This window comes from Streptomyces sp. NPDC006140 (genome assembly GCF_040628815.1).
Classification (GTDB): Bacteria; Actinomycetota; Actinomycetes; order Streptomycetales; family Streptomycetaceae; genus Streptomyces.
In genome coordinates this window covers 1-22,573 of sequence record NZ_JBEXTS010000013.1, presented here as the reverse complement: position 1 = coordinate 22,573, position 22,573 = coordinate 1, and the positions used below count along the sequence as shown (strand labels likewise).

The 22,573-nt window shown below is 69.9% G+C and carries 24 protein-coding genes and 2 tRNA genes; 14 read left to right on the top strand and 12 right to left on the bottom strand.

What is annotated here, in order from left to right; all coding sequences use genetic code 11:
- Positions 1 to 6: 6 nt before the first annotated feature.
- Complete coding sequence (locus ABZ386_RS29645) at positions 7 to 843, top strand: DUF3566 domain-containing protein (RefSeq protein WP_356506189.1); 837 nt, start codon at positions 7 to 9, stop codon at positions 841 to 843.
- Positions 844 to 988: 145 nt separating this feature from the next.
- A tRNA-Ile gene (locus tag ABZ386_RS29640) sits at positions 989 to 1,065 on the top strand.
- Between the two features lie 84 nt (positions 1,066 to 1,149).
- On the opposite strand, the gene ABZ386_RS29635 is transcribed toward ABZ386_RS29640, so the two are convergent.
- On the bottom strand, positions 1,150 to 1,524 hold the full coding sequence (locus ABZ386_RS29635) for a hypothetical protein (RefSeq protein WP_351340430.1): 375 nt from the start codon (positions 1,522 to 1,524) through the stop codon (positions 1,150 to 1,152).
- A 299-nt stretch (positions 1,525 to 1,823) separates the two neighbouring features.
- On the bottom strand, positions 1,824 to 2,189 hold the full coding sequence (locus ABZ386_RS29630; protein WP_114254136.1) for a DUF6344 domain-containing protein: 366 nt from the start codon (positions 2,187 to 2,189) through the stop codon (positions 1,824 to 1,826).
- Between the two features lie 337 nt (positions 2,190 to 2,526).
- Here ABZ386_RS29630 and ABZ386_RS29625 point away from each other — a divergent pair, with 337 nt between their 5' ends.
- A complete protein-coding gene (locus tag ABZ386_RS29625) occupies positions 2,527 to 2,655 on the top strand; it encodes a DLW-39 family protein (RefSeq protein ID WP_003999697.1) in 129 nt (42 codons plus the stop codon).
- 220 nt (positions 2,656 to 2,875) lie between these two features.
- Positions 2,876 to 4,171: a hypothetical protein gene (locus ABZ386_RS29620; protein ID WP_358966640.1), complete on the top strand. Its 1,296-nt coding sequence runs from the start codon at positions 2,876 to 2,878 to the stop codon at positions 4,169 to 4,171.
- A 31-nt stretch (positions 4,172 to 4,202) separates the two neighbouring features.
- Here the strand turns inward: ABZ386_RS29620 and ABZ386_RS29615 are convergent, their stop codons facing one another.
- Together ABZ386_RS29615 and ABZ386_RS29610 are read right to left on the bottom strand one after the other, a co-directional pair.
- Positions 4,203 to 5,978, bottom strand: coding sequence for a serine/threonine-protein kinase (locus ABZ386_RS29615; protein WP_358966637.1), 1,776 nt, complete (start codon positions 5,976 to 5,978; stop codon positions 4,203 to 4,205).
- Between the two features lie 232 nt (positions 5,979 to 6,210).
- A complete protein-coding gene (locus ABZ386_RS29610; protein WP_114254139.1) occupies positions 6,211 to 6,759 on the bottom strand; it encodes a DNA-binding protein in 549 nt (182 codons plus the stop codon).
- 182 nt (positions 6,760 to 6,941) lie between these two features.
- Between ABZ386_RS29610 and ABZ386_RS29605 the strand changes: the two genes are divergently transcribed.
- Both ABZ386_RS29605 and ABZ386_RS29600 read left to right on the top strand, forming a co-directional pair.
- Positions 6,942 to 7,014 (top strand) — tRNA-Ala (locus tag ABZ386_RS29605).
- A gap of 9 nt (positions 7,015 to 7,023) precedes the next feature.
- A complete protein-coding gene (locus ABZ386_RS29600; RefSeq protein ID WP_355717533.1) occupies positions 7,024 to 7,221 on the top strand; it encodes a hypothetical protein in 198 nt (65 codons plus the stop codon).
- Positions 7,222 to 7,299: 78 nt separating this feature from the next.
- On the opposite strand, the gene ABZ386_RS29595 is transcribed toward ABZ386_RS29600, so the two are convergent.
- Entirely contained in the window at positions 7,300 to 8,001 is a 702-nt protein-coding gene (locus tag ABZ386_RS29595) for a DUF5324 family protein (RefSeq protein WP_351340415.1), read from the bottom strand.
- A 325-nt stretch (positions 8,002 to 8,326) separates the two neighbouring features.
- Here ABZ386_RS29595 and ABZ386_RS29590 point away from each other — a divergent pair, with 325 nt between their 5' ends.
- Together ABZ386_RS29590 and ABZ386_RS29585 are read left to right on the top strand one after the other, a co-directional pair.
- Positions 8,327 to 8,854, top strand: coding sequence for a peptidylprolyl isomerase (locus ABZ386_RS29590; RefSeq protein ID WP_351340412.1), 528 nt, complete (start codon positions 8,327 to 8,329; stop codon positions 8,852 to 8,854).
- Between the two features lie 100 nt (positions 8,855 to 8,954).
- Positions 8,955 to 9,845, top strand: a complete 891-nt coding sequence (locus ABZ386_RS29585; RefSeq protein WP_355717537.1) for a rhomboid family intramembrane serine protease — start codon at positions 8,955 to 8,957, stop codon at positions 9,843 to 9,845.
- Between the two features lie 257 nt (positions 9,846 to 10,102).
- On the opposite strand, the gene crgA is transcribed toward ABZ386_RS29585, so the two are convergent.
- Positions 10,103 to 10,357, bottom strand: a complete 255-nt coding sequence (gene crgA / locus ABZ386_RS29580) for a cell division protein CrgA (RefSeq protein WP_114254143.1) — start codon at positions 10,355 to 10,357, stop codon at positions 10,103 to 10,105.
- Between the two features lie 139 nt (positions 10,358 to 10,496).
- On the opposite strand from crgA, the gene ABZ386_RS29575 reads away from it, so the two are divergent.
- From ABZ386_RS29575 to ABZ386_RS29550, 6 genes are read left to right on the top strand one after another with little or no spacing between them, the layout of a single operon-like run.
- Entirely contained in the window at positions 10,497 to 11,276 is a 780-nt protein-coding gene (locus tag ABZ386_RS29575; RefSeq protein WP_351340406.1) for a DUF881 domain-containing protein, read from the top strand.
- A gap of 24 nt (positions 11,277 to 11,300) precedes the next feature.
- A complete protein-coding gene (locus ABZ386_RS29570; RefSeq protein WP_355717542.1) occupies positions 11,301 to 11,978 on the top strand; it encodes a class E sortase in 678 nt (225 codons plus the stop codon).
- A gap of 53 nt (positions 11,979 to 12,031) precedes the next feature.
- The gene (locus ABZ386_RS29565) at positions 12,032 to 12,193 is read left to right on the top strand and encodes a hypothetical protein (RefSeq protein WP_010032594.1); all 162 of its coding nucleotides are present in this window, start codon (positions 12,032 to 12,034) and stop codon (positions 12,191 to 12,193) included.
- Positions 12,190 to 12,828 (top strand): aminodeoxychorismate/anthranilate synthase component II, encoded by a 639-nt coding sequence (locus ABZ386_RS29560; protein ID WP_351340399.1) that lies wholly within the window; start codon positions 12,190 to 12,192, stop codon positions 12,826 to 12,828. The genes ABZ386_RS29565 and ABZ386_RS29560 overlap by 4 nt, the downstream gene beginning before the upstream one ends.
- The gene (locus tag ABZ386_RS29555) at positions 12,825 to 14,027 is read left to right on the top strand and encodes a class E sortase (RefSeq protein WP_355717547.1); all 1,203 of its coding nucleotides are present in this window, start codon (positions 12,825 to 12,827) and stop codon (positions 14,025 to 14,027) included. The genes ABZ386_RS29560 and ABZ386_RS29555 overlap by 4 nt, the downstream gene beginning before the upstream one ends.
- Before the next feature lie 13 nt (positions 14,028 to 14,040).
- Entirely contained in the window at positions 14,041 to 14,790 is a 750-nt protein-coding gene (locus ABZ386_RS29550; protein WP_351340394.1) for a class E sortase, read from the top strand.
- Positions 14,791 to 14,875: 85 nt separating this feature from the next.
- Here ABZ386_RS29550 and pknB read toward each other — a convergent pair whose 3' ends face one another.
- The 6 genes from pknB to ABZ386_RS29520 all read right to left on the bottom strand — a co-directional run.
- Positions 14,876 to 16,891, bottom strand: a complete 2,016-nt coding sequence (gene pknB / locus ABZ386_RS29545; protein WP_356506209.1) for a Stk1 family PASTA domain-containing Ser/Thr kinase — start codon at positions 16,889 to 16,891, stop codon at positions 14,876 to 14,878.
- A 168-nt stretch (positions 16,892 to 17,059) separates the two neighbouring features.
- A complete protein-coding gene (locus ABZ386_RS29540; RefSeq protein ID WP_351340389.1) occupies positions 17,060 to 18,535 on the bottom strand; it encodes a penicillin-binding protein 2 in 1,476 nt (491 codons plus the stop codon).
- Complete coding sequence (locus tag ABZ386_RS29535; RefSeq protein WP_351340387.1) at positions 18,532 to 19,983, bottom strand: FtsW/RodA/SpoVE family cell cycle protein; 1,452 nt, start codon at positions 19,981 to 19,983, stop codon at positions 18,532 to 18,534. Before ABZ386_RS29535 ends, ABZ386_RS29540 begins: the two co-directional genes overlap by 4 nt.
- 27 nt (positions 19,984 to 20,010) lie before the next feature.
- Positions 20,011 to 21,561, bottom strand: coding sequence for a Stp1/IreP family PP2C-type Ser/Thr phosphatase (locus ABZ386_RS29530; RefSeq protein WP_351340385.1), 1,551 nt, complete (start codon positions 21,559 to 21,561; stop codon positions 20,011 to 20,013).
- Between the two features lie 132 nt (positions 21,562 to 21,693).
- Positions 21,694 to 22,203 carry an FHA domain-containing protein gene (locus ABZ386_RS29525; RefSeq protein WP_114254153.1) on the bottom strand — a complete coding sequence of 170 codons (510 nt, stop codon included), beginning with the start codon at positions 22,201 to 22,203 and terminating at the stop codon, positions 21,694 to 21,696.
- A 10-nt stretch (positions 22,204 to 22,213) separates the two neighbouring features.
- On the bottom strand, positions 22,214 to 22,573 hold a 360-nt coding region (locus ABZ386_RS29520; protein ID WP_358966632.1), incomplete at its 5' end, for an FHA domain-containing protein.

The window sequence follows — 22,573 nt, the reverse complement described above, 5'->3', positions numbered from 1 at the left end:
GTCAGCGTGAGCGGAGCCACGGGCGCCGGACCGAGCGGTACCTCGACGGGTACGGACACGGACGACGGCGGCCGTGGCTCCGCCGCGCGTGCGGCGGACCCGCACACGACCAACCTGAAGGCGATCAAGTCCCCGACCAAGGACGCGCCCTCGCCTGAGTCGCAGGAATCCCAGGGGGGAACCGTGACGGACACTCGAGGTCCGCAGACACAGCAGCAGAAGCAGACACAGCAGCAGAAGAAGAAGGGCGCGGCCGCGCCCGCGACCGCTTCCGGCGCCCAGCCGCAGCCCCAGCCTGTCGCGGAGGAGCAGGGCGCCGCCGCGGCCTCCCCGCTCCCCGGGGAACGGCAGACGCAGCAGCCGGCCGGGCCGTACCACCCGCCGCAGGCCTACCCGGCGCAGCAGGAGGCGGCTCCCGGTGGCGCCGCGGCTGCCGTACGGCGTCCGCGCACGGGGGCGCGGACCACGCCCCGGGTCCGCAAGGCCCGCCTGCGGGTCGCGAAGGCCGACCCGTGGTCGGTGATGAAGGTCAGCTTCCTGCTCTCCATCGCCCTGGGCATCTGCACGATCGTCGCGGCGGCCGTGCTGTGGATGGTCATGGACGCCATGGGCGTCTTCTCCACGGTCGGCGGCACGATCTCCGAGGCGACCGGCTCGAACGAGTCCAACGGCTTCGACCTGCAGGCATTCCTGTCGCTGCCCAACGTCCTGATGTTCACATCGATCATCGCGGTCATCGACGTCGTCCTGGCGACGGCCCTCGCGACGCTCGGCGCGTTCATCTACAACCTCTCCGCGGGCTTCGTGGGCGGTGTGGAGCTGACGCTCGCCGAGGACGAGTGACGCGCCTCTGACGTGCTGCGGGTGTCCCCGTGACGATGGTGCGGGTGCCCTGGTGACGGTGCTCCGACAACCGATTTTGGGACTGCCCATGTCGTGCGCTAATCTTCAGGAGTCAGCGCGCGGGACACACCCCGCAGAGCGCGGCGGGGCTATAGCTCAGTTGGTTAGAGCGCATCCCTGATAAGGATGAGGCCACAGGTTCAAATCCTGTTAGCCCCACCAGCGAGAAGACCCCCAGTCGATACCGGCTGGGGGTCTTTGACATCCATGTGAGCTGAGTGCGTCGGTGACGTGCCGCGGCGGTTTTCAAGGCCGTGTACGGATCGACGTGCCCAAAGCGTCGAGTGCACCCACGGCCGCGTGGATATGGGCCGGACCGCGACGCAGCCGTTCTCCCGCGCACCACCAGAACAGTCGCTCCTGTGCATCCTCCCTTGGATGCATGCCCAGGCCATGCTCGGGGCACAGCGGCCACGCCTGCCACAAGAGCTCCACGACAGTCTCCTGCGCGGCATCGGCAACGCTCGCCAGCGCAGAGGCAAGGCCGTCCTGCGAGTTCGGGTCCAGGTGATTGCCGTGCCACTCGCCGTTGGCCATGGCGACGTAGACGTACTCCAGCTCATCCGCATCGTCGGACGGAAGAGCCAGCAGTTGCAGAGGTTCCAGCTGGGGAAGCGTCACCGCCAGGTCCCGGTTCAGAAGGGCGAGAGCCTGGTCCCACACTGGATACTCGCCCGGCGAGACACGGCGAGGCTCAGGGGGGTCGAGAAGAGCGCACATGAGCACCATCCTCCGCCACGCCGGCAAAATCCAAGGGGGCGCCCCCCCCGGGTGCTCGCGGTGATCGCCGTGGTCGTCGCCGTGCTTTCGTGGTGGTCGGGGCATGCGAAGACCCCGGCCGGGAGTGGCCGGGGTCTTCAGGGTCTCTGGTGGGTCGTGGGGGTACGCAAGATCGCCAGGACGTACCAGGGACCGGGCGTTCAGCGCTTGAGGGGTGTGAGGCGGGAGGCGGCGGGGTCGTCCTCGTCGTCCGTGTCGTCGTCCGCGCAGTCGGTCGTGGTCGTCGCCGTCGAGTCCGTGAGGGAGCGGTGGCGGCAGCGCGGGGACTTGCCGTGGGCCTCGGCGCGGATGCGCTGTTTCATCGTGGGGGGCAGGGCCCTCGCCTGGGACCAGGGGGCCGCCGCGGGTGCCGTCCGCTGATGCGGGATGCGGTCGCTGTTGCGCTTCTGCTCGGCCTGCGGTACTGCCGCGGCGGCGGTCGTGGTGATGAATCCGAGCGCCGTGCACAGGGCGAGGAAGGCGGTGACGATGGCGGTCCACAGCTTCATGACCTTGTTCCGGGCCATGGCCCCTCACTTTCGGGTTGGGCGATTTGCGTACTTTCCTCATGATGTGTATGGGGGGCGAGAAGTGGTGGACCGACGCCCGTGGCGCGGCGATGTTCAGATGAACACCACTCGTATGGGCGCAAGCACGGTGAAAAGGTGAGGAGAGCGGAGGAGGTGGGTCAAAGTAACCGTCCGTCGGCGTGTGATCACCCTCCGGTCGGAGCGACGAACTCCGCTTCTATCCGGGTCTCCCGGACGGGAGTTGAGGGCCGACTCAGGTCACCGATCGGTATCGGTCGGTGTGTATAGTCGGGCGCCAGAGGTCCCCTACGTCAAGGAAAGACGAGGTCGCGCGGTGAAGAAGCTTCTCCTGGTCGCACTGGCCGCCATCGGCGGGCTCCTCGTGTACCGCCAGATCCAGGCGGATCGCGCCGAGCAGGATCTGTGGACGGAGGCGACTGACTCCGTGCCCACGGGTTCCTGAGTCACGACACCCCATACCGAGCACACCCCGGCCGCCTCGCGGTCGGGGTTTTGTGTGTCAAGGGCCAGCCGTGATCCGCATCGGCGGGGCAGGATGGGCCGCGGTGCACGGTTTCGCGGTGCACGGTTCCGCGGTCGACGGTGAGGGGTGGCGCGTGAGGGGACGGTGTCGGTGTCGTACGGCGTGGGGGCGTGCGGGCGCGTGGCGCGGTCGTCCGCCGGTGGCCGTACGCCTGGGCGTCGTGGCGGTGGTGCTGGGGACGACGGCCGCCGTGTCGCCGGGCCAGGCCGCCCTGGCCGCCGGTGGGGCTTCCGGTACGGCGCTGACGCCGAGCCCGTACGCCTTCGCCGACGGCGCCCGGAGCATCGAGGGCGCCAGGAGCACCGCGGACGCCGTCCTCCTGAAGCCGGGCACGGCCTACAAGAGCTCCCTCCCGAGCAGCGGCAAGGTCAACTACCGCCTCGAACTCGACGCCGCCTCGAACGCGTACGTCTCCGTCACCGCCGTCCCCTCCCCCGGCAGCACCGTCTCCGTCATCGACGGGGTCAAGGTGTCCGTGCACGACGCCGAGGGCAACTCCTGCTCCGACGACAGCGAGACTTTCGGCGCCGCCCGCAGCCCCCACCCGATCGCGGCATGGGGCAGGCGTGAGATCGCGCCGAACAAGTCCCTGTGCCAGAAGAGCGGTGCCTACTATGTCTCCGTCGAGCGCGCCGACCCGGAGGGCAAGGGCTCCTCACCCGACACCTGGGACCTGGAACTCCTCGCCACGACGGAACCGCGGACGGCGCGCACCGGGGCGACCACCGCGCCCGAGGTGTGGAACTCCGCCACGCCCCAGCCGCTCCAGGGAGACTTCGAGCGCCGCCCGGGCGGCGCCGGGTTCTCCGAGGCCCGGCCCTTGGACCAGGGCGTCTGGCGGGACGACATCCGGCCCGGTCAGACGCTCTTCTACGAGGTGCCGGTCGACTGGGGACAGCAGCTCGCCGTCACCGCCGACCTCGGCAGCTCGGACTCCGGCGGCACGGGCTACACCTCCGACGCGCTGGACCTGGCCCTCTACAACCCCGCGCGCGGTCCCGTAGCCGACGTGGGCGTCGGCTACGACGGCGATCAGAAGTCCGGCAGCCTGCCGCCCCTGCCGCCGGTCGACCACGCCAACCGCTACGCCGTCACCCAGCAGGTCAGCGCCATGCGCTTCGCCGGCTCCTACTACCTGGTCGCCCACCTCTCGGAGAGCGTCGCCGAGAGCTTCGGCGACGGGCCGTTCAAGATGACCCTGCGAGTCCGGGTGGCCGGGACGGCCCAGGCCGCGCCCGGCTACGCGGGGGAGTCCGAGCCGAAGGGCCTCTTCGAGGTCTCGGACGAGGACCGGGAAGCGGCGGCGGAAGGCGTGACCGCGGGCGACGACACCGCGATGCGGGCGGTCGCCGTGGGCGGGATCGGCACCGGGAGCGCGCTGCTCGTGGGGCTCGGGGTGTGGACCGTGGTGACTCGGCGGCGAGGCGCCGCGTAGGGCGAGCGCCCGGTTCGACGACCGCGTCCGCTCAGATGCGGCTCAGCGCCCAGAAACCCACCGCGTAACAGGCCAGGGCGAGCAGCAGCAGCGGCACAGCCACCTTGGCCGGCGGGCCGGGGCGGCGGCGCTGCCGTGCCGCGCGGTGCCGGGAGGCCGTCCGGCCCGGCGGTGGAGTCTGCGGGGACTGCGGGGAGTGGGGGGTCTGTAGGGGCTCTGGGGACCGTGCGGTGTACGTGGCTGTGGTGGCATCGGCGTGTTCCTGTGCCAACAGGTAGCCCTGCGGGATGGGGTAGGGCGGCGGGAGCGGCTGGGACGGGGACTGCGGGTACGTGGGGTCGTAGGAGGAGACGGGGGCTTGCTGCTGGGGCTGAAGTTGCGCGGGGTGCGGCTGACCGGTGGCGGGGGAGGGAGAGGGGGATGGCGTGACCGTGGCCTGCGGAGGCGGCAGGTGGAAGCTGCCCGTGTCCGACATGGAGGACGGGTGGGAGGGGGTGAACGGGGCGGGCGGGGCCGCCGGGGTTGCCGACGCCGCCGGCGGGTCGGTGTCCTGGCGGGGAGCGGGCTGCACGGCCCCTACGGCCGGAGTGTCGGCCCCTGTGGCCGCCGGGGTGTCGGCCCTTATGCCCGGGGCGTCCGCCCCCGCGCCCAGGGTGCCCGCCCCTGCCCCCGGCGTGCCCGCCCCCGCGCCCGGCGTGCCGGCCCCAGCCCCCGGGGCGTCGCTCGTGCCCGTGATGTCGGCGCGCTGCCACGAGTCCTGTCCTGCCGGAATCCGGGCGCCCTGCCGGGGCCCCTGCTCGCTCCCGGCCCCCGCCCCCGCCCCGGCCCCAGGGCCGGACCGCGACGCGTCCGATGCCGCGCCGGGCCGCTCCGCGCCCGACGCCGAGCCCGACGGCTCTTCTCCCGGCCCCAGCCCCCGCGCTCTCACCAGCGGCCCCTCCGGCGCGAACCCGGAGGGCAGCGGGCCCAGTTGGTCGAAGATTTCGATCAGTTCGTCGTCCGGGCCAGGCTCCGGGAGGAGCTCCGCCGCTGCGGCGAGGGCCTTGCGCGCCCCCGTGGCCGTACGGAACCGCGCCTGCGGGTCCGGCTGGAGCAGCGTGGCGATCACCTGCCACAGCGGCTCCGGGATGCCCTTGGGCGCGCCGGGCGTCCCGTGCTCGGCGAAGTGCTGGATGAGCGCCTTGCTGTCCGGCTTGGCACCCTCCAGCAGGTACAGCGCGACCAGCCCCACGGCGAACAGGTCGGCGGGGAAGTCCGGCTCGGCACCCATCATCTGTTCGGGCGCCAGGTAACCGGGCGTCCCCACCACGAGGTTGGTCTCCGTCAGCCGGGGCTCGCCCAGCCGCATCGCGATGCCGAAGTCGGACAGCCGCAGCCGGGGCCGGCCCGTGCCTGTGGCCTCCAGCAGCACGTTGGCGGGTTTGACGTCACGGTGTATGACACCCTCCGCGTGCACCGCCGCCAGCCCGGACAGCAGCTGGTCGAGCAGGGTGCAGACGAAGGCCGGCGGGAGGGGGCCGTAGTCCCCGACGAGATGGACGAGGGAACCGCCGGCGACCAGGTCCATGGTGAACAGGACCTTGTCGTCGTCGGCGGCCCAGCTGGTGGGGGCGAGGACATGGGGGTGGTCGATGCGCAGGGCCTGTTCGCGGACGAAGCGCAGCAGCGAGTGAGCGTCGCTCTGCAGCAGGACCTTGGCGGCCACGTAGCGGCGGCGGCGGTGGTCCCAGGCGCGCCAGACGGCGCCGACCCCTCCGCGTCCGATCGGGTCGACCAGTTCGTACCGGCCGGCGAAGACCTCACCCATGGCTGTACGTCGCTCCTCCCCCTGTGGCTTCCCCCCTTGCTTCCCCCTCGGCGGGCGGTACGACTCCCCGCCGGGCGGAACGGCTCCCCCGATGAGCGATACACATCCCCCTGGCGTCGACCGGTCCCCCGTACGGGACACGCCCCCTCGTGCCCGTCCGTACCGTGACGCGACCCCCGTTCACTTCACCCGGTGCCCGCTGCCGAACCCCCTTCGGCGCCGGGCGGCGGGATCAGCTCTGGTGGGACTGGTAGTGCGCGACCGCGTCCGAGGTGCGGCCCGCCCCGTACACCCGGAGGAACTCTGCCAGTTCCGGGTGGCTCGGCGCGAGGGTGTCCGCGGCCTCGATGATGTCGCCCGCCGCCGCGACCGAGCGCAGCAGCGACTGGATCTCGCGGACGACGCGTTTGACCGTGGGCGCCCCCGAACTGCTGGTCGTCTGCGTGGTGTTGCTCAGCACCGAGCCCCCCTGTGACTTCTTGATCTCCTCCATGCGCTCGGTGGCCTCGGCGGCGCTCACGCTGCCGTCCGCGACCTGTCCCGCCAGGTCCTGCAGCAACTGCACCCGCTGCACCACGGCCGGGTTGCCGATCTTCGCTCGCTGACCGCTCATCAGCTGCGACAGCATCGGCGCGGACAGTCCCAGAACCCCCGCGAGACGAGCCTGGTTGAGACCAAGATCGTCGATGAGCTTACGGAAGAGCGCCCCCAACGGCTCCCCGTACCAGTTCCGCTGCAGTTCCCGCGCTCTCGCGGTCGCTTCCTGCTGTGCGGCGTCCATTGCGTCTCCCCATCGCTTCCCCATGTACGGCGGTTCGCGGTAGCGAACCACGCCGAGCATCTTACGGAGAGTGGTCGGTGACAGGGAGCCCTAATGCTTTTGCGGAATCACGGGGGTGACCCGGTACTCTGGTCTCCGACGCTCGCCGGTACGCGGTTTCTTCCGGTCGGACGTCTTCTTCCGGGGCCTTAGCTCAGTTGGTAGAGCGCTGTCTTTGCATGGCAGATGTCAGGGGTTCGACTCCCCTAGGCTCCACTCCTGGAAATGCCCTCCGAGCTGCGGAAACGCGGTTCGGAGGGCATTTTTGCGCGGGCCGGCGGCGGTCAGGCGCGCGGGCTGGTCAGCGCCGTGTTCTGGTGGTCCGCGGTGGTGCTGGGAGCCGGGGCGGTCGTGGTGGGGGCGCGCCGGGCGCGGGTCGCGGCAGACGTGCTCGCCGGTGCCGCCGACCGGTGTTTCACGTGAAACAGCACGGCGGGGCGGGAGCCCCCGAGGCCGGGCCTCAGGGCTTCCGCCCCGCCGTGCTCTGCGATCCGGCGACCGTCAGGAACGGTCGTCGCGCTGGGCGGCCTCTTCCTCGGCCTCCTTGGCCTGGACCTCCGGGTCCAGCGCCGACTGGCCGCTGCCGTCCACGGCGGACAGCCGACCGGACTCGGGGACCTCCGTCGCGGCGGGCGGCTCGACCAGCCAGTCCGGGTTGGCCTGCTTGTCCCACCACTTCCAGGCGGCGAAGGCGCCGCCCGCGACGGCACCCAGGATCACCAGCGTCTTCATGGCCTTGCCGACCCTGGCCCGCCGTTCATGCCTGCGGACCAGCCGCTGGATCTCCTTGGACGAGACCTGGCCGCGCAGTGCGGCCATCGCGGCCGCACTCCGAGCCGCGGCCTCTGTCGTGACGGGGACGGCCGCGGCCATCGCCTGCTCGATCCTCGGCCGGGAGTACTCCGCCGCCTGACGGGCGGCCTTGCGGGTACGGACGGCGGCCTCCTGGGCGGCCTGGTCGACCTTCGGCGGCACATGCGTGCGGGCCTGCTCCAGATACGGCTGCACGTGAGTGCCGTACTGGACGCGTGCCTGCCCGGCGGCCTGCGTCACCTTGGGCGCTAGCCGTACGCGTGCCTCGTGTGCGTAGTGCGCGGCCCTGTCCTTGGCCGTGTCGGCGTAGGGCGCCACCACTTCCGCGGCGTGCAGCACGCTGTCCTTCGCCGAACCGGTCGCGGCGCGCACGCTGTCGATGCGGGTCACGGGTTCCTCCTCCTCGGTGGCGTACGGTATTTCGACTTTCCACCCTTTTACGGATCATGCCTGCCCGGGCGCTTCGCGCCATGCCAGACGGGCATACGGGTGCCGATGGAGTTGATCGAGTACAAGAACGGATGAACAGGGGTCAACATGAGCTTGTCGTCGACAATGCCACGGATCGCCACCGCGCGCCCCCGCCCGGCGACTACTCGACTGGTTTTCCGCAGCCGTTCGGCCCGGTTTACCTCCGGTGAACGGAGGTCGGGCGACGCCGGGCCCCGTCCATGCGAGGATCAGGGAGTCACAGAAAGACAACGGAAGGCAGATCGTGGCTGAGCAGCTCTACGCCACCCTGAAGACCAACCACGGCGACATCGAAGTCCGGCTTCTGCCGAACCACGCCCCCAAGACGGTCAAGAACTTCGTCGAGCTCGCCCAGGGCGAGCGGGAGTGGACGCACCCGGAGACGGGCCAGAAGTCCACGGACAGGCTCTACGACGGCACGGTCTTCCACCGGGTGATCAGCGGTTTCATGATCCAGGGCGGTGACCCGCTGGGCAACGGCACCGGCGGCCCCGGCTACCAGTTCGAGGACGAGTTCCACCCGGACCTGCGCTTCGACAAGCCCTACCTGCTGGCGATGGCCAACGCCGGCCCGGGCACCAACGGCTCGCAGTTCTTCATCACCGTCGCCCCGACGGCGTGGCTGAACCGCAAGCACACCATCTTCGGCGAGGTCACCGACGCCGCCAGCCAGAAGGTCGTCGACACCATCGCCTCGACCCAGACGAACCCGCGCACCGACCGCCCGGTCAACGACGTGGTCATCGAGTCGGTCGTCGTCGAGACCCGCTGAGCGAAAGCTCCCACAGGGAACCAATCGCCCCGCTCATCCGTAAGGATGAGCGGGGCGGGGCTTTGCCCACCACGGCTTTCATCACGACCTAGGGGATCTCATGGACGACCAGGCTGCGGGCAGCCCGCAGGACGCCCACAGCGTCCCCACGTGCTATCGCCACGCGGACCGTGAGACCGGCATCCGCTGCACCCGCTGCGAGCGGCCGATCTGCCCCGAGTGCATGGTCAACGCCTCCGTCGGCTTCCAGTGCCCCGAGTGCGTCCGCTCCGGATCCGGCACCGGCCACGCGCCCACGGCCGCCATGCCCCGCACGATCGCCGGCGGCACCATCACGGCCGACCCCCGCCTGCTGACCAAGATCCTCATCGGCATCAACCTGGCGGTGTTCATCGCCGTCCAGGTCAACGAGTCGCTCCTGAACGACCTCGTCCTGCTCGGCGCCTGGCCGCCCGCGCCCTACCTGCCCACCCAGGGCGTGGCGGGAGGCGAGTGGTACCGCATGGTGACCTCGATGTTCACGCACCAGGAGATCTGGCACATCGCGTTCAACATGCTCAGCCTCTGGTGGCTCGGCGGCCCGCTCGAAGCGGCCCTCGGCCGCGTCCGCTACCTCGCGCTGTACCTCATCTCGGGCCTCGCCGGCAGCGCCCTGGCCTATCTGCTGACCTCGCCGGACACCGCCACCCTCGGCGCCTCCGGCGCGATCTTCGGCCTCTTCGGCGCGACGGCCGTCCTGATGCGGCGGCTCAACTACGACATGCGGCCGATCATCGCGCTGCTGGTGATCAACCTGATCTTCACCTTCAGCCCGGGCTTCAACATCTCCTGGCAGGCCCACATCGGCGGCCTCGTCGCCGGCGTCGCCGTCGGCTACGCCATGGTCCACGCCCCGCGCGAGCGCCGCTCCCTGGTCCAGTACGGAACCTGCGCGCTGGTCCTGGCCGTGGTCGTGCTGTTGACCCTGTTGAGGACGGCCCAGCTCACCTGAGCGCGACCGTTGTCCACAGCGGGTGGCGGATCTTGTGCATAGGGTGCGGGAACACATGTGCCCCCTGTCACCGACCTGCGTTTCCGCAGGTCAGGCAGGGGGCGAACAAGTTTTCGAGTTCCGGTACTTCCGTCATACCGGCGTCAACGCCCAGCGAGTTATCCACAGATCGTCGTTTCTTTTCCACCTGTGGACAATGGCTGTGGATAACTCAGCGAACAACCCTGGGCAGAGCTGCGTTCACCTTCCGGTGACCGCTACTTCCACTGCGTCGAGACGCCGAATCCGGCCGCGATGAAGCCGAAGCCCACCACGATGTTCCAGTTGCCGAGCGCGTCGATGGGCAGCGAACCGTCGGTGACGTAGAAGACGACGATCCAGGCCAGCCCGATGAGGAACATGGCCAGCATGACGGGCGCGACCCAGGCACGGCTGTCCAGCTTGAGCGCGGTCGTCTGCTTCGACGGCGGCGGCGTGTAGTCGGCCTTCTTGCGGATACGTGACTTCGGCACGAGGGTCTCTCCTGTCGATGCGCTGCGTGGCCGCGCAGGTAACTGGGTCGGTCTCGGGGCAGCGTAAGGGGACTCCGATTGCTCCCCCGGGCGTCCGTTAGCGTAGTGCTTCCGCCGCGCCGAAGGAGATAAGGGTACGTTGAGCAATTCTGCCGACTCCCCCGGGACGGGATCCACCCCTGGGCGCGCGCGCCGTTTCCGGCCCGTGCGGATCCTCACCGCGGCCGTCTTCGCTCTCGCCGGGCTGATCTTCTTCACCAGCTTCAACACGGCCAAGGGAACCGACATCCGCACGGACGCCTCGCTGCTGAAGCTGTCCGACCTGATCCAGGAGCGCAGCCGGGAGAACGGCCGCCTGGACGAGACGAACGGCGCACTGCGCAAGGACATAGAGGCGCTGGCGGAGCGGGACGACGGGTCGACCAAGGCCGAGGACGCCAAGCTCGCGGCGCTGGAGAAGCGCGCGGGCACCCAGAAGCTCAAGGGCGAGTCGCTCACGGTCACGCTCAACGACGCCCCGCCGGACGCCACCGCCAAGCTCCCCGGCTACCCCGAGCCGCAGCCCGACTACCTGGTCATCCACCAGCAGGACCTCCAGGCCGTGGTGAACGCGCTGTGGCAGGGCGGCGCCAAGGGCATCAAGGTCATGGACCAGCGGCTGATCTCCACGAGCGCGGTGCGCTGCGTGGGCAACACCCTGATCCTCCAGGGCCGCGTCTACTCACCGCCGTACAAGATCACGGCGGTCGGCGACCCCGGGAAGCTGAAGAAGGCGCTCGCGGCGTCCCCGGCGATCCAGAACTACATGGTCTACGTCAACGTCTACGGGCTCGGCTGGAAAGTCGAGGAGAACGGCCCGGTGACTCTGCCCGGCTACTCGGGCACAGTGGATCTGCACTACGCGAAGCCCGTGGAGTAGGAGCCCAGGCCGGGGGAGCCGCCGGTGCGCGTGATCGTCAGGACCGTCAGCGAACTGTGCGTCACCGTCGGCAGCGTGATCGTGCTGTTCGTCGTCTACCTGCTGTTCTGGACCGGTGTGCGGGCCGACAGCGTCATGGACGACCAGATCGACCTGCTCCGCGAGGAGTGGTCGAAGCCCCGTCCGCCGGCCGGGACGGCCACCGGGAGCCCCGCGAAGCCGGCGCCGTACGCCGAGGGCAGGCCTTTCGCGATCATGTACATCCCGCGTCTTGGTTTCACGTGGAACAAGCCGGTGCTCGAGGGCACCGCCACCGGCACCCTGAAGAAGGGCCTCGGGCACTACGCGGAGACCGCCCAGCTGGGGCAGAAGGGGAACTTCGCGGTCGCCGGCCACCGCCGCACCCACGGTGATCCCTTCAAGGATTTCCCCAGGCTGCGGCGCGGTGACGCCGTGGTGCTGACCGACGGCACGACGTGGTTCACGTATCGGATCGACAAAGGCCCGTACAAAACAGTGCCCTCGGACATCGAGGTGATCGACCCTGTCCCACGTACATCCGGGTACACGCGTTCGGGCCGCTATCTGACGCTGACCACGTGCGACCCGGAATGGGGCCACAGTCATCGGCTGATCGTCTGGGCGCACCTGGACTCCACCCAGCCCGTGGAGGCAGGGAAACCTGAGGCGTTGCGCCGTTAGTCTGGTGGCTGTACGGCGTAGGTCTGGTGCCGTGGTACGACGGAAGGGACGGCATGTACGGCTGGATCTGGCGGCATCTGCCGGGGAACACATGGGTGAAGGCGTTGATCTCACTCGCCCTGGTCGTGGCCGTGGTCTACGTGCTTTTCCAGTACGTCTTCCCGTGGGCGGAACCGCTGCTGCCCTTCAACGATGTGACGGTGGACAACCAGTGAGCGCGCGCATTCTCGTCGTGGACAACTACGACAGCTTCGTCTTCAACCTGGTCCAGTACCTGTACCAGCTGGGCGCCGAGTGCGAGGTCCTGCGCAACGACGAGGTCTCGACGGCGCACGCCCAGGACGGCTTCGACGGCGTCCTGCTCTCCCCGGGCCCGGGCACGCCGGAGGAGGCGGGCGTCTGCGTGGACATGGTCCGGCACTGCGCCGCCACGGGCGTCCCGGTCTTCGGCGTCTGCCTGGGCATGCAGTCGATGCAGGTGGCGTACGGCGGTGTCGTGGACCGGGCGCCCGAACTGCTGCACGGCAAGACCTCGCCGGTCGAGCACGGCGGCCGGGGTGTCTTCGCCGGCCTGCCCTCGCCCTTCACGGCGACGCGCTACCACTCCCTGGCCGCCGAGCCGGCCACGGTCCCGGCCGAACTGGAGGTCACGGCCCGGACCCACGACGGCATCGTGATGGGCCTCAGGCACCGCGAACTTCCGGTGGAGGGCGTGCAGTTCCACCCCGAGTCGGTGCTGACCGAGCACGGGCACCGGATGCTGGCCAACTGGCTGGTGGAGTGCGGCGACGAGGGCGCGGTGGCGAGGTCGGCCGGGCTCGCCCCGGTGGTGGGCAGGGCCACGGCGTGACGGCGCTGCGCCCCGAGCGCGAGTCCGACACCTCGTACGGGCAGCAGTCGTACGGGGTGCCGGGTGCGTTCGAGGACTGGTCGGGCGGAGGGGCGTACGGTGCGTCCCCGCAGCCGGGAGCGCAGCAGCAGTCGTACCCGCCGGAGCCGGAGCCGCAGTCGTACGAGCCGGCGCCGGAAGCCCGCTCGCCCCGGCCGCAGTCGTACGAGCCGACGCCTGAGCCGTACGCGGCGGCGTCGTACGAGCCCGTCCCGGAGGAGCCGTACGGGCCTGCGGTCGACGAGGAGACGGTGGCGCTGCGGATACCGGATCCGCCGCCCGCGGCCGGTGAGTCCATACCGGGCTCTGCGGCCGCCGACGGTCCGCGGCACGACGGAGGGGCCCACGGCGGCCGGGCGGCCCGCAGGAAGGCCGCCAAACGCCGTCACGGGCGCCGTGGCGGCGCCCCGGACACCCGCCCGGCGGAAGAAGGGTCCCGGGCGCCCCTGTCGCGGGTCGAGGCGCGGCGGCAGGCGCGGGCGCGCAAGCCGGGCCCCGCGGTCGTCGCCAGCCGGGCCATAGGCGAGGTGTTCATCACGACCGGCGTGCTGATGCTGCTGTTCGTCACCTACCAGCTGTGGTGGACGAACGTGCGGGCGCACGCGCAGGCCGGCCAGGAGGCCAGCAGCCTCCAGGACGACTGGGCGAACGGCAAGCGCAACCCGGGGACGTTCGAACCGGGGCAGGGCTTCGCCATCCTGCACATCCCGAAGCTGGACGTGGTGGTGCCGATCGCGGAGGGCACCAGCAACAAGGGCGTCCTGGACCGGGGCATGGTCGGCCACTACGCCGAGGGCGCGCTGAAGACCGCCATGCCCAGTGACAAGACCGGGAACTTCGGGCTCGCGGGCCACCGCAACACCCACGGAGAACCGTTCCGGTACATCAACAAGCTCACGCCGGGCGACCCGATCGTCGTGGAGACCCAGGACGAGTACTACGTCTACAAGATGGCGTCGATCCTGCCGGTGACGTCGCCGAGCAACACGAGCGTCCTGAACCCGATCCCCGCGGGGTCGGGATTCACCGAGCCCGGCCGCTACATCACGCTGACCACGTGCACGCCGGAGTTCACCAGCAAGTACCGGATGATCGTCTGGGGCAAGATGGTCGAGGAACGGCCGCGCAGCAAGGGCAAGCCGGATGCGCTCGTCAGTTAAGGGCAGATGACCAGTGGCAGCGACCACCGACACGGACCACGAAGAGCACACCGGCGCGGCGTCGCGGCGGCCTGCGGCGCGCCGCAGGCCCGGCCCGATCGCGCGGGCGGTCAGCGTCTTCGGGGAACTCCTCATCACCGCGGGCCTGGTCCTCGGCCTGTTCGTCGTCTACTCGCTGTGGTGGACGAACGTCATCGCCGACCGTACGGCCGGCAAGCAGGCCGACCGGGTCCGTGACGACTGGGCGCACGGCCGGGGCGGCCCCGGGGCGCTGGACACGAAGAACGGCATCGGCTTCCTGCACGTGCCCGCGATGAAGAACGGCGAGGTCCTGGTCGAGAAGGGCACGTCGAACAAGATCCTCAACGATGGTGTGGCCGGTTACTACACCGAGCCCGTCAAGTCGGCCCTGCCGATGTCGGGCAAGCCCGGCAACTTCTCCCTCGCCGCCCACCGCGACGGCCACGGGGCCAAGTTCCACAACATCGACAAGATCAAGAAGGGTGATCCGATCGTCTTCGAGACGAAGGACAAGTGGTACGTCTACAAGGCCTTCGCCATCCTTCCCGAGACCTCGAAGTTCAACGTCAAGGTCCTCTCGCAGATCCCGAAGGAGTCGGGCAGGAAGAAGCCGGGCCACTACATCACGCTGACGACCTGCACACCGGTGTACACGAGCACCTACCGGTACATCGTGTGGGGCGAGCTGGAGCGGGTCGAGAAGGTGGACGCGGACCGGACACCGCCGAAGGAACTGCGCTGACGGGACCTGACGGAGACCTGACGGAGAACGGGAGAGCCCCGGCACCCTCACGGGTGCCGGGGCTCTGTGCGAGCGGGGTGCCGCGTCAGTCGTCGCCGTTGAGGCCGCCGAAGATGCCGCCGTTTCCGCCGCCGCCGCCGTTGTTGTTGCCGCCGTTGTTGCCGAAGCTGACGGTCTGGAGCGTCACCGTCGTGCCGGCCGGGTCGTCGACCTCCTGGTTGCCCTGGGGGTCCTGGCCGGCGACGAGGGCGTTGTCGCTCTGGTCGCTGCCGTTCGCGAACTGGATGTTCGTGAAGCCGGCCGCCGCCAGGGCCTGCTTGGCCTCACCGACGGTCCGGCCGACGACCTGGGGCACGCGCGTCTTCTGCTGTTCCTTCTTCTTGCCGATCTGGATGTTCACCGACGAGTTCTTCTCGACCGGGGTGCCGGGCTGCGGCGTGGTCTGGATGACCTTGCCGACCTGGCTGTCGTCGTCGGTCTCGACCTCGGTGCAGTTGCCGACCAGGTCGCTGGCCTGCATCTGCTGCTTGGCCGCGTCACAGCTCTGGCCGAGGACGTCCGGGACGGTGGACTTCGCGGCTTCCTTGGCGACGGTCAGGGTGATCGTGGAGCCCTTCTCCTGTTCCGTGTCGCCGTCGGGGTTCTGCTTGATGACCACGCCGGGCGTGCGGTCGGACTCCTCCGTCTTCTGCTCGACGTTGAAGCCCTTGTCCTCGAGCTGGGCCGCGGCCTTCTCGTAGGTCAGGCCCGTCACGTCCGGCACCGTCACCTTGGGCGCGCCCGTCGACACCACCACGGCGATGGTGTCGCCCTTCTGGACGTCCGTACCGGGTTCCGGGTCCTGGGAGCAGACGTTGCCCTTGGCCTGGTTGTCGCAGGGCTTCTTCGAGAACGTCAGTTTCAGGTCGGAGTTGGTCGCGAGTTTCCGGGCGTTCTGTTCGGTCTCCCCGACGAGGTTGGGCGCCGGGAACGTGTTGTCGCCCCCGTCGCCGCTGAACGCCCACCGTCCGATGAGGATCGCGCCGACCAGCACGAGGATGCCCGCCACCACGAGCAGGATCGTCGAGGTGCTGGACTTGCGCTGCTGTCCGCGGCGCCGGTCGGGGCGGTCGTCGTAGCCGTAGCCGCCCTCGTCCGGGTTCATGGGGGGCAGCATCGACGTGGCGCCCGCGCCGGAGTCCGCGCGCAGGGCCGTCGTCGGCTGGTCGTCCGGGTAGCCGCCGTAGCCCACGGAGCCCATCGCGGCCGTGGCCGCGACCGGCTGGCCGTCGAGGCAGGCCTCGATGTCGGCGCGCATCTCGTCGGCCGACTGGTAGCGGTAGTCGGGGTCCTTGACGAGCGCCTTCAGCACGATCGCGTCCATCTCGGGCGTGATCTCGGGGTCGAAGACGCTCGGCGCCTGCGGTTCCTCCCGGACGTGCTGGTAGGCCACGGCCACCGGGGAGTCGCCGACGAAGGGCGGGCGGACGGTCAGCAGCTCGTACAGCAGACAGCCGGTGGAGTACAGGTCGGAGCGGGCGTCGACCTGCTCGCCCTTGGCCTGCTCCGGGGAGAGGTACTGGGCGGTGCCGATGACGGCGGCCGTCTGGGTCATCGTCATGCCGGAGTCGCCCATGGCGCGGGCGATGCCGAAGTCCATCACCTTGACCTGGCCGTTGCGCGTCAGCATGACGTTCGCGGGCTTGATGTCGCGGTGGACGATGCCGTTGCGGTGGGCGTACTCCAGGCCCTGGAGGATGCCGATGGTCATCTCCATGGCCCGCTCCGGCAGCAGCTTGCGGCCGGAGTGCAGGAGCTCACGGAGTGTGGAGCCGTCGACGTACTCCATCACGATGTACGGGATCGACACGTTGTCGATGTAGTCCTCGCCCGTGTCGTAGACCGCGACGATCGCGGGATGGTTGAGCGAGGCGGCCGACTGGGCCTCCCGGCGGAACCGGGCCTGGAAGGAAGGGTCGCGCGCGAGGTCCGCGCGGAGCGTCTTCACCGCCACGGTGCGGCCGAGGCGGGTGTCATGCGCGAGGTAGACCTCTGCCATGCCACCACGCCCGAGCACCTGGCCCAGTTCGTACCGGCCGCCGAGGCGACGCGGCTCTTCCATAGCTACCTACCAGCCCTCTCCGTCGGTCCCGACCGGAAGCTTGTACGGTCGGAGGCTGCCGTCCGGGCCTACCGTACCCGGCTTGTTTTGTGTGACCTGGCCAAGCCCGTCAGCCGATACAGGACCGGTATCGCAACGTGCACCGATGTGAAGCAGACGTGAGCGGGGTCACTTCTTGCTCTCGATGACCGCCTCCATCACGTTCCTCGCGATCGGTGCCGCGAGGCCGCCGCCGGAGATGTCGTCACGGACGGCGTTGTCGTCCTCGACCACGACCGCCACGGCGACCGGCGCGGTGCCGTCCGCGCCCTTGGCGTAGGAGATGAACCACGCGTAGGGGTTCTCGCTGTTGTCCACGCCGTGCTGGGCGGTACCGGTCTTGCCGCCGACCTTGACGCCGGGGATCTTGGCGTTGGAGCCCGTGCCCTTGTCGACGACCGTCTCCATCATCGACTGGAGGAGCTGGGCGTTCTTCGCCGACAGCGGCTGGCTCATCTCCTCGGGCTCGGTCTTCTCGATGGTGTCGACGTTCGGAGCCTGCAGCTCGTCGACCATGTACGGCTTCATGAGGGTGCCGTTGTTGGCGACGGCCGAGGCCACCATGGCCATCTGCAGCGGGGTCGCGGCGGTGTTGAACTGGCCGATGGAGGACAGCGCGGTCTGCGACGGGTTCATGTCGTCGGAGAACACCGACGCGCTGGAGCGGACCGGCGTGAACTGCTCCTCCGTGAAGCCGAACTTCTTGGCCATGTCCAGCATCTTGTCGTTGCCGAGGTCGGAGCCGATCTTGCCGAAGACGGTGTTGCAGGAGTACTGCAGCGCCACGCGCAGCGTCGCGTTCTTGCAGGGGATGTTGCCCTCGTTGGGCAGCTTGGTGGTGGTGCCCTCCATGACCCAGGGGTCGGGCGAGTCGGTCTTCGCGTCCGGGTCCGGGTACAGGCCGTCCTCCAGGGCGGCTGCCGCGGTGACGACCTTGAAGGTCGAGCCGGGCGGGTACGTCTCCCGCAGCGCCCGGTTGAGCATCGGGTCGTCGGGGTTGTTCTTCTTGTCCAGCTTCTTCCAGGCCTTGGCGTCCTCTTCGCTGTTGCCCGCGATCGACGAGGGGTCGTACGACGGGTAGGAGGCCAGCGCCAGGATCTTGCCGGTGGACGGCTCCAGCGCCACCACCGCGCCCTTGCCGCCCTGCTTCTTCAGGCCGTTGTAGGCGGCCTTCTGCGCGTCGGCGTTGAGCGTCGTGACGACGTTGCCGCCCTCCTTCTTCTTGCCCGTCAGCATGTCGAGCGTGTTGCGGAAGAAGAGCCGGTCGTCGTTGCCGGTGAGGATGCCGTCCTCGATGGACTCCAGCTGGTTGGCGCCGAAGGCCTGCGAGACGAAGCCGGTGACGGGCGCCCACATGGGGCCGTCCTTGTAGGTGCGCTTGAACTTGAAGTCGCCCGAGGTGGTCGTGGCGTGCCCGGTGATGGGGTCGCCGCCGACGATGATGTCGCCGCGCGGTGAGGCGTAGCGCTCGATCGAGACGCGTCGGTTCTTGGTGTCGGTCCTCAGCTCGTCGGCCTTGACGTACTGGATCCAGTTGTCGCGGATCAGCAGTGCCAGGACGAGCAGGCCGCAGAAGATCGCGATCCGGCGCAGGGGCTTGTTCATGACGGGCGGACCACCTGGGTCATCTCGGCGTCGGGGTTGGCGGCGGGAGCGGGGGCCGGGCGTCGGGCGGTGTCGCTGATGCGGAGCAGGATGCCGATCAGCGCCCAGTTGGCGATCACGGAGGAACCGCCGTAGGCGACGAACGGCAGCGTCATACCGGTCAGCGGGATGAGGCCCATGACACCGCCGGCCACGACGAAGACCTGGAGGCCGAAGGCGCCGGACAGGCCGATGGCCAGCAGCTTGCCGAACGGGTCGCGGGCCGCGAGGGCGGTGCGCACGCCCCGTTCGATGATCAGGCCGTAGAGGAGCAGGATCGCCATGACGCCGGCCAGGCCGAGCTCCTCGCCGAAGGTGGCGAGGATGAAGTCGGAGTTGGCGGCGAAGCCGATGAGGTCGGAGTGGCCCTGCCCGAGGCCGGTGCCGAGGGTGCCGCCGGAGCCGAAGGCCCACAGCGCCTGCATGGCCTGCTCGGAGTGGACGACACCGTCCTGGACGCCCGCGCGGGAGAGTTCGAACTCGCGCATCGGGTTGAGCCAGGCCTGCACACGCGTCTGGATGTGCGGCTCGAAGCTCGCCACGCCGACGGCGCCGACCGCGGACATCAGCAGACCGAAGACGATCCAGCTGGTCCGCTCGGTGGCGACGTACAGCATGATGACGAACATTCCGAAGAACAGCAGCGACGTACCGAGGTCGGTCTCGAAGACCAGGATGAGGATCGACATCACCCAGACGACGAGGATCGGACCGAGGTCGCGGCCGCGCGGCAGGTACAGGCCCATGAAGCGGCGGCTGGCCAGGGCCAGGGCGTCCCGCTTGACCATGAGGTAGCCGGCGAAGAACACCGCGAGGGCGATCTTCGCGAACTCGCCGGGCTGGAGCGTGCCGAGGCCCGGGATCTTGATCCAGATCTTGGCGCCGTACGTCGGGGCGCTGAGGCCGGGGATCAGCGGCATCACGAGCAGCAGCAGGGCCGCGGCCATGGAGATGTAGGTGTACCGCTGGAGGACCCGGTGGTCCTTCAGGAAGATCAGCACGACCACGAGCAGGGCGACGCCCATCGCCGAGTACAGCAGCTGGCGCGGTGCCGCCTCGACGAAGGTCTTGCTCGCCTGCAGCTTCTCCGACTGGTCCAGCCGCCAGATGACCACCAGGCCGAGCCCGTTGAGCAGGGTGGCCAGCGGCAGCATCAGGGGGTCGGCGTACGGGGCGAACTTCCGGACGACGAGATGGCCGACGCCCGCGAGGAGACCCAGCCCGAGCCCGTAGCTCAGCAGGCCCGGAGGCACCGAGTCGTTGATGGCCAGCCCGACGTTGGCATAGGCGAACACCGGGATGACGACGGCGAACAACAGCAGCGCCAGCTCGGTGTTGCGTCGGCTCGGGGCGCCGATCGCGCCGATCGTGGACGTGTGGTGCGTCGGCGAGTTCGTAGTACTGCTCATCGTGTGACAGGGCCTCTCACGGCTTGCCTACTGCTTACCGCACAGCGAGACGACCTTCTGCTCTTCCTCCGAGAGGCTGGGGCCGGGGCTGGGAGTGGGTGCGGTCGTGGTCGGGGGCGTGGACTTCTCAGGCGCCGACGGCGAGCCCGACGGGTTAGACGGGTTCGGCGTCGGTGTGGCCTTTGACGTGAAGGAGGCGGGAGTGGTTCCCGTGGTGCCGCCGGCCTCGCCTTCGCCGGTCCTGGAGTTGTTCCGGCTCTCGGCCTCGCGCCGCTGCGCTTCCTTCCTGCACGCGGAGGCCTGTACCGACAGTTCCTGGATCTTCGCCTGGGCGTTCTTCAGCCCGCCCTCGGCGATGGTCGCCTTGACCGCCTTCTGCTGGTACGGCGGCAGGTACTTGAGTTCGATCTCGGGGTGGTCCTTCTCGACCTTCGAGAGGGAGACCCAGGCCAGGTCCTGGCTGATGCCCCGGTACAGCGCGACGTGCTCGCCCTGGGTGCCGACGTAGTACTGCGTCTGCGTCCAGCGCCAGCCGCCGTAGAGTCCGCCGCCGATGACGGCGAGCACCAGGGCGCTGTAGAGGGATCTCTTCAGCCAGCGGCCCTTCCGGCGCGGCTTGACGAAGTCGTCGTCGCCGTAGCCGAAGCCGGTCGCCGGGATGTAGCCGGTGGTGTCGCCGGAGCCGGGCGGGCCGAACTCGCCGCCGCCCTGGCCGTGCCCCTGGCGGCCGAGCCCGGAGGCGCGGCCGGCGGGGGTCTGCATGATGCCGTTGTCGTGCAGCTGGTGCTGGTTCTCGGCGACCGCGCCGACCACGACCGGGGTGTCGGACAGCTGCCCCGCGAGGGTGTCGCCGGTGTCCAGGTCGAGGACGTCGGCGACGATGACGGTGATGTTGTCGGGGCCGCCGCCGCGCAGCGCCAGCTCGATGAGGTTCTGGACGGTCTCCTGGGGGCCCTGGTAGCTGGCGAGGGTGTCCTCCAGCGTCTGGTGGGACACCACACCGGACAGGCCGTCGGAGCAGATCAGGTAGCGGTCGCCGGCGCGGACCTCGCGGATGGAGAGGTCCGGCTCGACGTGGTCGCCGGAGCCGAGCGCGCGCATGAGGAGCGAGCGCTGCGGGTGGGTGGTGGCCTCTTCCTCGGTGATGCGGCCCTCGTCGACCAGGCGCTGCACCCACGTGTGGTCCTGGGTGATCTGGGTCAGCACGCCGTCGCGGAGCAGGTACGCGCGGGAGTCGCCGACGTGCACCAGGCCGAGGCGCTGCCCGGTCCACAGCAGGGCGGTGAGGGTGGTCCCCATGCCCTCCAGCTGGGGGTCCTCCTCGACCATCGAGCGCAGCTGGTCGTTGGCGCGCTGCACCGCCGTGCCGAGCGAGGTGAGGAGGTCGGAGCCGGGGACGTCGTCGTCGAGGGCGACGATGGTGGAGATGGCCTCGGAGGAGGCGACCTCACCGGCGGCGGCGCCGCCCATGCCGTCGGCGATGGCGAGCAGGCGTGGGCCGGCGTACCCGGAGTCCTCGTTGCCCTCCCGGATCATGCCCTTGTGCGATCCGGCCGCGAAGCGCAGTGACAGACTCATGCGCACCTCGCCTGTCGGCTCCGGGTACAGCCGGTCGTGTCGAGCCACACTGCCCACCCTCCGGTCGGGAGCGCGCCGGGGCCCGGGGTGGGGCCCGCCACTGCGTGCTCGCTCCGCTCGCTCATTGTCGTACTACTTCCGCAGCTCGATGACGGTCTTGCCGATGCGGATCGGCGCGCCCAGCGCAATCGGTGTGGGAGTCGTCAGCCGGGTCCGGTCCAGGTACGTGCCGTTGGTGGAGCCGAGGTCCTCGACGATCCACTGGCCGTCGCGGTCCGGATAGATCCTGGCATGGCGGCTGGAGGCGTAGTCGTCGTCCAGCACGATCGTCGAGTCGTGCGCCCGGCCCAGGGTGATGGTCTGGCCCTGCAGGGCGACCGTCGTGCCGGTGAGGGTGCCCTCGGTCACGACCAGCTTGGTGGGGGCGTTACGGCCGCGCCGGCCGCCGGAGGCCTGCTGGCGCTGCTGCGGCGGCGCCTGGCGGGCGGCCTGCTGCTGCCGGCCGGCCTCGCGGCGCGATCCGCGCTGGGTGACGCGCGTCCCGAACAGGTCGCTCCGGATGACCTGCACGGCCACGATCACGAACAGCCACAGAACGGCCAGGAACCCCAGCCGCATGACCGTGAGGGTCAGCTCTGACATTGCCCCCGCTTCACCCTTCGGCTTGCCTATAGATAACGGTGGTACTGCCCACGACGATCCGCGAGCCGTCGCGGAGCGTAGCGCGGGTGGTGTGCTGCCCGTCCACCACGATGCCGTTGGTGGATCCGAGATCCTGGATCGTCGAGGGCGTTCCGGTCCGGATCTCGCAGTGCCGGCGGGAGACGCCGGGGTCGTCGATCCGCACGTCGGCGTCGGTGCTGCGGCCCAGCACGAGCGTCGGGCGGGAGATCTGGTGGCGGGTGCCGTTGATCTCGATCCAGTGGCGGGTGCGTCCGCCGGCGGCCGGCGCGGCCGGGGGCCGCTGGGCGCCCGCGGCCGGCGGGTACCCGTACCCGCCGGGGCGGCCGCC